Annotated in this window: 7 protein-coding genes; all 7 read right to left on the reverse strand. The window is 54.5% G+C overall.

Translation table 11 applies throughout. From position 1 onward, the window contains the following. Window positions 1-236: 236 nt before the first annotated feature. The 7 genes from pyk to LKH74_RS01435 all read right to left on the reverse strand — a co-directional run bounded on the left by pyk (window position 237) and on the right by LKH74_RS01435 (window position 12,516). The gene (gene pyk, locus LKH74_RS01405) at window positions 237-1,994 is read right to left on the reverse strand and encodes a pyruvate kinase (RefSeq protein WP_135367834.1); all 1,758 of its coding nucleotides are present in this window, start codon (window positions 1,992-1,994) and stop codon (window positions 237-239) included. 528 nt (window positions 1,995-2,522) lie between these two features. Continuing rightward, window positions 2,523-3,245, reverse strand: a complete 723-nt coding sequence (locus LKH74_RS01410; protein WP_135367833.1) for a transaldolase — start codon at window positions 3,243-3,245, stop codon at window positions 2,523-2,525. A gap of 93 nt (window positions 3,246-3,338) precedes the next feature. Next, complete coding sequence (gene dnaE, locus LKH74_RS01415) at window positions 3,339-6,692, reverse strand: DNA polymerase III subunit alpha (RefSeq protein ID WP_287707880.1); 3,354 nt, start codon at window positions 6,690-6,692, stop codon at window positions 3,339-3,341. A gap of 234 nt (window positions 6,693-6,926) precedes the next feature. Then, window positions 6,927-9,536: an ATP-dependent chaperone ClpB gene (gene clpB / locus LKH74_RS01420; protein WP_287707879.1), complete on the reverse strand. Its 2,610-nt coding sequence runs from the start codon at window positions 9,534-9,536 to the stop codon at window positions 6,927-6,929. Window positions 9,537-9,717: 181 nt separating this feature from the next. After that, window positions 9,718-10,959, reverse strand: a complete 1,242-nt coding sequence (gene pepT / locus LKH74_RS01425; protein WP_135367830.1) for a peptidase T — start codon at window positions 10,957-10,959, stop codon at window positions 9,718-9,720. 56 nt (window positions 10,960-11,015) lie between these two features. Continuing rightward, window positions 11,016-11,822: a Nif3-like dinuclear metal center hexameric protein gene (locus LKH74_RS01430; protein ID WP_287707877.1), complete on the reverse strand. Its 807-nt coding sequence runs from the start codon at window positions 11,820-11,822 to the stop codon at window positions 11,016-11,018. Next, window positions 11,809-12,516, reverse strand: a complete 708-nt coding sequence (locus LKH74_RS01435) for a tRNA (adenine(22)-N(1))-methyltransferase (protein ID WP_287707875.1) — start codon at window positions 12,514-12,516, stop codon at window positions 11,809-11,811. Before LKH74_RS01435 ends, LKH74_RS01430 begins: the two co-directional genes overlap by 14 nt. Window positions 12,517-12,734 lie beyond the last annotated feature (218 nt).

Below are 12,734 nucleotides of genomic sequence, written 5' to 3' on the forward strand. Positions count from 1 at the left end.
TCCATCTGGGTCAACGGTGTAGGTCAAGGTTTTGTCTCAGCCCGCAGTGTGGACACTTGAGAGAATTGCAATTTTAGCTAGACTTCCAAGCAAACTGAAAACCCGCTTGGGGGCTGGGAAGGCTCCCTCTAGCAAGCGAAAGCCCTGGCGGTCAGCCTTAACAATCTAGCCAATTTTGTCAAACAAAAAACGGGCCCCCGACAGAGGGTCCGTTTTCATAACAGGTTTATCTCTTATTAAAGCGCGTTGGAAGCACCGTGGTAAACGATCCCGCGACGTGAGTCAACAGTGATCAATTCGCCATCGGAGATCTTGTCGCTGGCACCAGTAGCGCCAACGATCACAGGAATCCCCATGGAAATCCCAACAACAGCAGCGTGAGAAGTCAACCCACCGTTTTCAACGATAACGGCGCTAGACTTTTCGATAGCTGGCAAGTAGTCCTTGTCGGTGTTCTTAGCAATTAAGATACCACCTTCAACGACTTTAGCGTTAGCTTCGGCAGCGGTGTTGGCAATGATTGCCTTACCGATAACCGTGTCGTCGCCGACACCTTGGCCTTGAACTAACTTGGAACCGATCAATTGAATCTTCATCAAGTTGGTCGTCCCGCGTTCGCCGACTGGTACACCAGCGGTGATCAAGATCAAGTCGCCTTCCTTAGCTAAGCCCGTTTCAACGGCCTTGGCTGCAGCCAGGTCAAACATTTCATCCGTGTTTGAAGGCTTTTCGGTAACGATTGGGTAAACACCCCAGTTGACCATCAAACCACGACGGGTCCGGTCGTCAAAGGTAACGGCTAAGATATCAGCGTTTGGCCGGTACTTAGAAATCATCTTAGCGGTGTAGCCACTTTCAGTAGCGGCAACAATCGTCTTAACACCCAATTGGTTAGCCACCCGAGCAACGGAAGCACCGATAGATTCCGTAACGTCACCGTTATCGAAGTCTAAGTTGTCGCGACCGAAGTCCTTCAAAGCATTTTCAGCCTTGATGTCGATCCGGTTCATCGTAGCAACGGCTTGTACTGGGTATTCACCGTTAGCACTTTCACCAGAAAGCATGGTAGCGTCAGTCCCGTCGAATACGGCGTTGGCAACGTCAGATGCTTCGGCACGCGTAGGACGTGGGTTTTCTTGCATGGAGTCCAACATTTGGGTAGCGGTGATAACTGGCTTGCCTAAGAGGTTGCACTTCTTGATCAAAGCCTTTTGAACCAAAGGCACGTTTTCCGTTGGAATTTCAACACCCATGTCACCACGAGCGACCATCAAACCATCGGAAACCTTGATGATGTCATCAAAGTTGTTGATCCCTTCTTGGGATTCGATCTTAGGGAAGATTTGAACGTGTTCCATGTGCTTTTCTTCGAGGAGTTCACGGATGTCCATGACATCTTGTGGCTTCCGAACGAATGAAGCAGCGATAAAGTTGATTTCGTGGTCCAAACCAAAACGAATATCATCGGAATCCTTTTCAGTGATCCCAGGTAAGTTGATGGAAACGCCAGGAGCGTTAACACCCTTACGTGAGCCCAGAACACCATCGTTTTGTGCCGTTACAACTAATTCCTTGGTTGCTTCGTCTTTCTTATCAACGACAGTATCTAATAAACCATCATCGAATAAGACGTGGCCGCCTTCGTGAACGTCATCGTATAAGCCAGGGTAAGTCACAGCGATCTTTTCCTTGGTTCCTTCGAGTGAGTCGTCCATGGAAATCCGGAATTGGTCGCCAGTCTTGAAGTTCAGCTTGCCGCCTTGTTCAACAGTGGTCCGGATTTCGGCACCCTTCGTATCCAACATGATACCAACCGTCTTACCGGTAATCTTTTCAGCCTTGTGAACGTTCTCCAAACGGCCGAGGTGTTCCTCGTGGTCACCGTGTGAGAAGTTGAACCGGAAGATGTTGGCGCCAGATTCGATCAACTTAACAATCGTATCAACGTCAGTACTTGCAGGACCAAGGGTACTTACGATCTTGGTTTTCTTCATTAGAAAAATCTCTCCTTTAGAATTGGCACGAAACAAATTGAGTGAAGCGGTCAAAATAGACCACACAAAAAGTTTCGGCACAAATTTGATTCCAAAATTATTCTATCACTTTTAAAAATTAATGTCGCCTTTGTTTACCGATTTTTCGCAGATTGTTTGGATTTTATCAAAGTAAGCGCTTTCCCACCGTGCCGGGCATCCATGAAGATTAAAACCCGCTGATTTAATAACCAGCAGGTTTTGAGTTAGATAAGTTAACATTTATATTAACGGGTTAACCCGTGTTTGAGGGAAATCATAAGGATTTCTTAAGTTCACCGATATCCCGTCACAAATTCAGTTTAGTTGCCTAGAAAACATCAAGACTCAGTCGCCACGCGTCAACGACAACTTTGTTTGCGCCGTGGAACCGAAGCCATCCTGAAAAACGGTTTCGGTCGGAACTGTCCTCGCTAGCGGGGACAACCAGTCGCGGGTGAGCATCCCCCTGGCTGACGCAAACCTCTCACCAGTGACGCTGTCACGACCCTACTCTTGCACCGCAACCGGAATCGTGAAGCCTAAACTAGCGATATCGGCATCGAACGTCTTGACCGTGTCCACGGAGACTTGCAAGGCTGGCGTGCCAAATTTGCTTAGCTTGGCCAAGATCTTAGGTGGCACGGTGATGATGTCACAGCCGGTCTGTTCGGCCTGGACCACGTTGAAGACCTCGCGGGTGCTGGCCCACAACAGTTCCACGTTGTCCTTGGTGTGGCACAGTCCCGCGGCCTGACGCATCAGAGGTAAGGGATCCACGCCGGTGTCCGCGACCCGCCCGGCAAAGACGGACACGATGCCGCCGACTGCGGGGTTCAAGGCGTCCACGGCCAGCTTGACTTGCGTGAGCGTCGTGATAGCCGTCACATTGACCTGGACCCCGGCGTTCGACAATTCTCGAATAACCTCCGCGTTGTCGGCCCCGTTAGCCCGGATGACCGGTACCTTCACCGCCACGTGTTGGCCTAAACTGGCCAAGACCTTGGCTTCAGCCAACATCCGTTCCGGCGTGTTACCGAACACTTCGAAGCTAATGGATTGGTCCGGGAAGGTGGCCACGGCCTCTTTGGCAAAGGCCAGGTAGTCGGTGATCCCCGCTGCCTTCATCAAACTCGGGTTCGTGGTAAACCCGCTAACCAACCCCTGAGCGGCCACGGCCTTCATCGCATTGAGTTCCGCACCATCGGCATAGATCTTCACGTTTACAGTCATTAAAAAAACCTCCAGTTTCTGATTTGTTAAGCATTGGTATAATCATACTAAAGCCTACGCAAATAGTCCAGAGGTATTTTTAATAAAATTGGTCTACCCGTTTTGTAAGATGACATTGCCACTCCCCATCAGCTGTTCTAACGGGGCTTTGAGCGTGACATCCCCCCGCAACCACTGTGTCTGTGGCAAGACACGTTTGGTATCCGTCTGCGGTTGATAGACGATCACCGGCACGGGCCCGGCATGCGCAGTCAAGAAGCGCGCCAGTTGCGTGGCGATCGCCCGTTCATCGTGCGTGGCGTCCACCCGAATGAACCAACGCGCCCCCGCCGGCAATGTCGGTGACTGGGCGGCGTGGACCGGGATCTCCTGGGCTAACGTGACCTGATTGGCGACGATCTGCAGGCCCCGTTGTTGTTCGACCTTGCCGCGGACCACGATGACTTGATCGGTCTTCAGCCAGGTGCTGGCCTGCCGAAATTGGTTGGGAAAGATGGTGACACTCACGTCGGCGGTCTCGTCACTACCGGTCACAAAGGCCATCGGTTCCCCGCGTTTAGTGCGAATGGTCCGAATCTTGGTCACATACAAGATCAGCGTGACGCGCGCATCGACGACTAGGTCACTGACGGTCGTGGCGTGCAGCTGCTGGGCCAAGGCGTGATACTGGGCCACCGGGTGCCCGGACAGATACGCGCCCAAGACGGCCTCTTCTTGGGTCAATTTGGTCATCAAGTCGAGGTCCGGTTGTGGCGTGATCTTGGGCGCCAACGCCGCAAACAGTTCCACGTTATCCCCGGACAGCTCCACGCTACTGATGAATTCCGGTAGGGCTGCGATCAGCTCGGCGCGGTTGTGACCAAAGTGGTCGAACGCCCCGGCGTACACCAAGGCATTTAACAAATCGGTCTTGCGATACTTGGGGTCGATGCGTTGTAAGAACTGATGTAAGTCCTTGAAGGGCCCGTGGGCCTGGCGATCCGCCAAGACCTCGCGCAAGAAGTCGCGACGCACGCCTTTGATGCTACTGAGGCCAAAGATGACTGCTTTCCCCTGCAAGTTGAAGTACGCCGTCGAGCGATTGATGTCTGGTGCTAATACGCTAACGCCGTGTCGCTTGGCTTCGGTCAAATAGGCCTTGGTCTTCACCGGCACGTTGATCACCGAATTCATCAAGGCGGCATAAAACGGCGCCGGGTAATGGGCCTTCAAATACGCCAGTTGAAAGGCCAACTTGCTATAAGCCACCGCATGTGAGCGGTTGAACCCGTAATTGGCAAACCGATCCATGTAGGCAAAAACCTGCTCGGCAGTCGTCACCGGGTAGCCCAACTGTTGGGCCCCGGCCACGAACTTCTTTTGCATGGCATCCATGGTCTGCTTTTTCTTCTTACTCATGGCCCGCCGCAGTAAATCGGCCTCTCCAAGCGTAAAGCCGCCCATGACCGAGGCCACCTGCATGACTTGTTCTTGATAGACCAAGACGCCATAGGTCGGCCCCAAGATCGGCTTTAACGCTTCAGCCGCAAAACTGATGGGTTCCTGGCCTTCCTTACGGCGAATGAAGGTATCGATGTTTTCCATCGGTCCCGGCCGGTACAAGGCGTTGACCGCCGCGACCAGTTCAAAGCTATCGGGCTTGAGTTGACGCAAGACGCGTTTGATCCCCGCCGATTCAAATTGAAAGACGCCGTTGGTCTCCCCCTGGGCAAATAGCCGCAAGGTCGCCGGGTCGTTCAAATCGATCTGATTGAGGTCTAACTGATGTCCGGTCTGTTTCTTGACCAGGCTCAAGGCATTGGCCAAGATGCTTAGGTTGCGTAGACCTAAGAAGTCCATCTTTAACAGGCCCACCGCCTCGACCGTGTCCTTGGGGTATTGCGTCATCAAGAGATCTTCGCTACCGGGCTGTAACGGCACCAGATCCGTCAAGGGCCCCTGACTCAAGACGATTCCGGCCGCATGGGTCGAGTAATGGCGTGGTAAGCCCTCGATCTTTTGGGCCGTTTCAAATAACAACCGGTTCTTTTCACTATCCGCCACCAAGTTGCGTAACCGTTGCGACTGCTCATAGGCACTTTTTAGCGTGATGTGTAACTGGGGTGGAATGGCGGCGCTCCATTCGCTGAGCACGTACGGGGGCATCCCCAAGACCCGCCCAACGTCGCGCAAGGCCGCCTTAGTCGCCAGCGTCCCAAAGGTGATGATCTGTGCCACGCGGTCATGGCCGTATTTGTCGTGCACGTATTGTAAGACCTGTTCACGGCGATTGTCCGGAATATCCAGGTCGATATCGGGCATCTGCGCCCGTTCCTCGTTCAAGAAGCGTTCAAATAACAGGTTGTAGGCCAACGGGTCGACCTCGGTGATGGCCAACACGTAAGCGACCAGCGATCCCGCCGCCGATCCCCGACCTGGTCCCGTTTGGATGTGCGCGCGGTGGGCGTAGTTCATGACGTCCCAGACGATCAAGAAGTAGTCGTCAAACCCCATCCGGTGAATGACCCCTAATTCGCGTTCTAAGCGTTCCTGATAAGGGGTTTCCTCAGTGATCTGGTTTTGGGCCAAGCGCCGTTTCAGGCCCGTTTGACACAGCTCACGGAGGTAATCTTGCGAGGGCTGCTGGTTGGGCGTGGGAAATTGTGGCAATTGTGGCTGCTGGAACTTTAAGGTCACGTCCGTTTCATCCGCCAGCTGCTGGGTCGCGGTCACCGCTGCCGTCAGATCCGCCGCCGCAAAGCGTTGAGCCTCTTCTTCAGCTGGTCGCAACCAGTGGGTCCCTAGCGTCTGCTGTTCCGCCGTGGGGTCCGTTAAGGTGGCACCCGCCGCGATGGCCCGTAAGACCGTCACGGCAAAATGGTCGTCACGGTCCAGGTACTCGACCGGCGCTAAGGCAACTAGTGGGACCTGGGTCGCTTGCGCCAACTGGGCCAAAGCGTCTCTACTAGCAATCGGGACCTCTGGGCTGATCCCCAAAGACACGCCCGCTGGCTGCAGTGCCAAGAGTTGGTGCACCACCCGTTCAGCTGCGGTCACCTCCCCATTAGCCACGAGTTGATGTAGCTCACTATCCAACGGGGCGATCACCTGCAAGTGACTGAGATTTTCGGCCTGCTGGCTCAAGTCGATGGCTGTTTTCGCCACCTGATAAGCCGTCGACAGCTGCATCAACTGCTGATAGCCAATAAAGTCCTGGGCGATCAGCACCCAGTCGTGGGCTTGCGGCGCATCACTGAAGCCCGTGACACTCAGCGTTAAGCCGAGTAAGGGCTTGATTTTTGCCTTGATGCAAGCGTTATAGAAGGCCACCGTGCCGTACATGACGTTCTTATCCGTCAACGCCAGCGCGCTGTAGCCCCGGTCCTTGGCCGTTTGAACCAGTTGGTCGATCCGATTAGTGCTCTGTAATAGGCTATAGGTACTTAAGACTTGTAAGGGTACAAACATCCCGGAGTCTCCCTTCTCTTCAACTTCATTACCGCTATTATACCAGAAAAAGTGCCCGTTTCACGGCTAACGAACAAGTGTTCTATAGTCGCTAAACAGGCACTTCGTTAAGCGCTTATTCCTAAAGTCATGGGTTTCCCGTCGCCGTAACCCCAGTGATCGGGCATCCCCGAACCACGGACGCTGCCAACGGTGGGCTCAGCAAACCGGTCAGTGCATCCGACCTACGACCGATTACTTGATCGTTGCCGTCTGCAAGGCGTGCGTAAACGTCAGCGCGTCATCGGCCACGTCAATGGTGATCAGGCTATTGACCGGGATCTGGCCGCCGATCAGTTGCCGCGCCAGTGGCGTTTCCACGTGCGTCGTGATGAACCGTTGCAGTGGCCGTGCCCCGTAAGCCGGCAGGTAACCCTTCTGGGCGATCCAGGCTTGCGCGGCCGGCGTGATCGTCAGGTCCAATTGTTGCTCGTGCAAGCGTGTGGCCAGATGCGCGATCAACTTGACGACGATCTGTTGCACGTCGGCTAAAGACAGCGGCGTAAACATGATGGTCTCGTCGATGCGGTTTAAGAACTCCGGCCGGAAATGGCTCTGCAGTAATTGGGCCACCTGCTTTTGAGCGTCCGGACTAATATGCCCCTTGGCATCGGTCCCCTGCAGTAAAATGTCGGACCCCAGGTTGGACGTCATGATCAAAATCGTGTTCTTAAAGTCCACGGTCCGCCCCTGACTGTCCGTCAACCGGCCGTCGTCTAAGACCTGTAACAAGAGGTTAAAGACGTCCGGGTGGGCTTTTTCGACCTCATCAAACAGCACGATGGTGTACGGGTTGCGCCGCACGGCCTCAGTCAGTTGACCGCCTTCTTCATAGCCCACGTACCCGGGAGCCGCCCCGACCAACCGGGAAACGGATTCCTTTTCCATGTACTCGGACATGTCGATGCGCACCATATGGTCTTCGCTATCAAAGAGGTTCTCGGCTAAGGCCTTGGCCAGTTCGGTCTTCCCGACCCCGGTCGGCCCTAAGAACAGAAATGAGCCCAGTGGCTTGGTCGGGTCTTGTAGCCCAGCGCGGGACCGTAAGACGGCATCGGCCACGGCGGACACGGCCTGGTCTTGGCCCACGACACGGTCATGTAACCGCTCGGCCAATTGTAAGAGCTTTTCGCGTTCGCCCTGGACCAATTTGGTCACGGGGATGCCAGTCATCCGGCTGACCACCGTGGCGATCTCGTTTTCCGTGACGGATTCGGAGACCAACCAGTTTTGGTTCTGGTCTTGTTTTTCCAATTGGGCCAATTCCTTGGTTAACCGGGGGATGGTCCCGTGTTGGAGTTCGGCCGCCTTGTTCAGGTCGTAGGCAGACTCGGCATTGGCCAGATCACGCTTGGCGCGGTCCAGTTCCGTTTTCTTGTCGCCCACCGCCTTGATGGCCGTCTTTTCTTGGTTCCAACGCGCACTTAACTGATCGACCTTTTCCTTGGTATCGGCCAATTCCTTGGTCAATTCCGCCAAGCGCTTTTGGGAGGCCTCGTCGGTTTCTTGTTTCAAGGCGGTCTGTTCCACCTGCATGCGCATCAATTGCCGCCGGGCCTGGTCCAGCTCGGTCGGTGCCGAATTCATTTCCACGCGAATGGAAGCGGAGGCCTCATCCACCAGGTCGATGGCCTTATCGGGCAAGAAGCGGTCGGTCAAATACCGATCGGACAACTTGGCCGCCGCGATCAGTGCGTTATCGTGGATCTTGACCCCGTGGTGGATCTCAAAGCGTTCGCGCAACCCCCGCAGGATGGTGACCGTATCGTCGACGCTGGGTTCATTGACCAAGACCCGCTGGAACCGCCGCGCCAAGGCCTTGTCCTGTTCCAAATACTGCCGGTATTCGTCGAGCGTCGTGGCCCCAATCAAATGCAACTCACCGCGCGCCAACATCGGCTTCAAGAGGTTACCGGCATCCATACTGCCCTCGGCCTTACCGGCACCCACGATGTTGTGGATCTCGTCGATGAACATGATGATCTGACCCTCACTCTTGGTCACTTCTTTTAAGACGGCCTTTAACCGTTCCTCAAATTCGCCCCGGTACTTGGCCCCGGCGATCAGGGCCCCCATGTCCAGGGAGAAGATCGTCTTGTCTTTCAAATTGTCCGGGACATCCCCGCGCACGATGCGTTGGGCCAGCCCCTCGACAATGGCCGTCTTCCCGACCCCGGCTTCTCCGATCAAAACCGGGTTATTCTTGGTCTTACGTGACAAGATACGGATGACGGACAAGATCTCGTCGTCTCTGCCGATGATCGGGTCAATCTTGCCACTACGCATGGCCTTGACCAGGTCGATACCGTACTTGTCTAGAGCCTTGTATTGGTCCTCTTGGTTCTTTGAGGTGACCCGTTCGCCGCTACGCATCTTGTCGACGGCATTTTTGACCATCTGTTCCGTGATACCCTGTTGCTTCAGGTAATCCGTCAACGTCTCACCGGATAGTTGCATCAGCGCGATGACCACCGTATCGACGGCCATGAAGTCGTCGTGGTAGCCGTCCTTGATCACATCGGCGCGTTGCAGCAGGTCCGTCAGATTGCGGGAGAAGGACTGACCGTATTGAATGCCCGCGCCACTGACCGTACTGATACCGTCTAACTCCCGGTCCAGTTCACTGTCGAGGGCCGTGATGTCGACGCCGGCCGACGCCAAGATCTCACGACCTAACTCACCCGGTTGGATCAGAAATTTAAAGAGGTGCGCCACGGTCACGTCCTGGTGCTTGCGCGTCATCGCGATGTGTTGGGCCTCCGTCAAGGCGTCCGTTAAGGCCTGCGTCATTTTTTCTGGATTCATCAAAACTCCTCCTCGTTGGTTTCAGTTTGCTTGTCTTCAATGTAGACGACTGCTGGTGACCGATACTGCCGCCAGCGGTCGAAAAAAGAGGCAACCCTTAGGTTAACCTCCATTTTTCACTCATATTCTAACTGATTTTAACGGAAAAGCAAAATAATTTGACCTATTTTGACCAACTAATTTATGCCTGTTGTTCCGCTAATTGGGCGATCTTGATGATCACGTCCGTGGCCTTTTCCATGGTCTGTTCGGACACGTATTCGAAGCGCCCGTGCATGTTTTCACCACCGGCAAACAGGTTCGGCGTTGGTAAGCCCATAAAGGAGATCTTGGACCCGTCAGTCCCCCCACGAACCGGGAAGATCAATGGCTTGATGTCTAGGTCTTCTAAGGCTTGCTTGGCCAGGTCCACCACGGTCATGTCCTTTTCAATGACTTCACGCATGTTGTAGTACTGATCCTTGATAGTCACGTCAACGCGCTTAGACCCATATTGTTCGTTCAATTGATCGGCGACGCCTTGGAATAACTTCTTGCGGTCTTCAAAGATCTGCCGGTCGTGGTCACGGATGATGTAGCTCAAGTGGGCGGAATCGACCGTCCCGTTCATGCTGTAGAGGTGGAAGAAGCCTTCGCGTCCTTCCGTGTTTTCTGGCCGGTCATGTTCTGGCAAGGCAGCGTGGAAGTCCATAGCCACTTGCGAAGCGTTGACCATGACGCCCTTGGCCTCGGCCGGGTGCACGTTGGTCCCCGTGATTTCAACTTGGGCATCGGCGGCGTTGAACGTTTCGTATTCCAATTGGCCTAACGGACCGCCATCGACGGTGTAGGCAATGTCGGCGCCAAAGTCCTTGACGTCAAAGTGGTCGGCACCGGTCCCGATTTCTTCGTCAGGGCCCAGGCCGATTTCGATCTCACCGTGCTTGATCTCTGGGTGCGCCAATAAGTATTCGGCAGCGGCCATGATTTCGGCGACCCCGGACTTGTCGTCGGCCCCTAACAGGGTACTGCCGTCCGTGGTGATCAGCGTGTCGCCTTGGTAATTCTTCAAATTAGGGAAGACGGCTGGGTCCAACGTGTACTTGCCCGCGTCGTCCAACTTGATGACGGACTTGCCATCGTAGTTTTCGACAAACTGCGGGTTGATGTTTTCACTGTTGAAATCAGCCGTGTCAAAGTGGGAAATGAACCCGAGTTTCTTGACTGCCTTGTCCGTGTTGGCGGGTAAGGTGGCGTAAACGTAGCTCGATTGCGCATTGATGTGGACATTTTCCAAACCAATGGCCTTCAAGTCATCCACTAAGCCCTCAGCGAACTTCGTCAACCGTTCGTTAGACGGAATGGTCGTCGAATTGGGGGTCGAGCGGGTGTTGATCTTCACGTATTTCAAAAACCGGGGAATCAAATTTTCATACTTTGCCAAAATAAATCACTCCTCAATTAAGATAACTTACAAACTCAGTGTACGCGTTTTCGCGATTAAAGAAAAGTAAACGGGTCAGTATTTAGCGTCGTGGCCTGGACCGTGATCGGCCAGTCATTTTCCTGGGCCCATTGTTGGAACAGGTGGGTCAACTGCGGCTGACAAATGCTTTCGATGTGATGCCCCGGGTCGATGACGTTGAGGCCCGCGGCGATCATGTCGTGGCCGGGATGATAGGAAATGTCGCCGGTCACGTACACGTCGGCGTGCTGAGCCAGCGCGGCTTGGTAAAACGGCCCGCCAGAACCGCCTAACACAGCCACGCGACGCACCGACGCATCGGGGGTGTGGCTGATCAGCCGCAAGCCACCGACGTGGAAAATGGTCTTGCACCGCAGCGCAAAGGCCTGGACCGTGGTGGGTTTCTTCAGATCACCCACCCGCCCCATCATGATGTCTGGGGTGGCCGTGGCCCCGTTACTGGGAACCAGACCGGTGGTATGTTGTAGGCCCAAAGCCGCGGCCAACCAGTCGTTCATACCATTGGGCGCACTGTCCAGATTGGTATGGGCGCCGTACACCGTGATGTGGTGCTGCAACAGCGTCGCGTACATCTGATTTTGCGGCACGGCCAAATCCAGGTTCTTGGCTGGGTGAAACATCATCGGGTGATGGGCAAAGATAAAATCGGCCCCCACGGCAATGGCCTCATCCACGACTTCCGGCCGCACGTCTAAGGTCACCAAGACCCTGTGGACCGGTGCATCGAGACTGCCCAGCTGCAAGCCCACCGGATCCCCAGGCTCGGCCCAACCTTGCGGGGCAAATTGTTCAAACCGTTCAACTAATTCACGCACCAACACGTTGCAAGACCTCCTTGATTTCCGAAATCTTGGTTTCTAATTCAGCTACCTTTTCCGCCGGCACCTCGTGGGCGGATTGGACTTGACGCAAGACCACCTGCGCCCGGTCCAGTTCGCGTTGCCATTTCGCCACAAAGATGGCGTTGTGCTCCGCCAGTAAATAAGGGCCAAACTGCACTTCTTCGGCCGTATACTGTTGCGGCGCTTCGGCGCGATCGGCGACCAAGATCTCATAGTCGTGGCCGTCTTCACTGACGATCTGTTCCGTCACCAGTTGAAAGCCGTGGGTCATCAAAAATTGGCGCACGTTGGCCTCACCCACGTTGGGCTGTAAGATCAATCGTTGGACCCCGGCCAAGCGGTCAAAGTCTTGGGTAAGAATCTGGGTAATCAACGTGCCGCCCATCCCCGCAATGGCCACCGTGTCGATGTGATCGGTGGGCTCAATGGCCTGAAGTCCGTTGGCCAGGCGCGCCGTGATCCGGTCGTCCAAGGCTTCTTTATTAATTTCATGTTGCGCATTTTTAAAAGGTCCGGGGACCACTTCGCCGGCCACACCCCCGGTAATGATGCCTCGTTTGGCGAGGTTCACGGGCAAATAGGCGTGGTCGGTCCCAATATCGGCCAGCCGGGCCCCCTGAGGAACATAACTGGCGACGGTGGCCAGTCGTTGTGAGAGATGGTCTGCATCCATTCAAATCTTCCTTTCTACTAAGAGCCTGGGACAAAACTATCCCAGGCTCGTTTCACTTCACTTTTACATAGCTGAAACGTGCGCCAAAAGGCAGCCGGTTCCGCTTAAACCTGATAACCAAACAATCCAAAACCAGGATTATTCGGTTATCAGCCTTAATGCTCACCGGCTAATCGCCTTTTGGCCCACTCTTGTCTTCATCCTTAAGTATAAGCTAC

The sequence above is a fragment of the Levilactobacillus sp. genome, assembly GCF_022646225.1.
GTDB classification, from domain to species: domain Bacteria; phylum Bacillota; class Bacilli; order Lactobacillales; family Lactobacillaceae; genus Levilactobacillus; species Levilactobacillus suantsaiihabitans.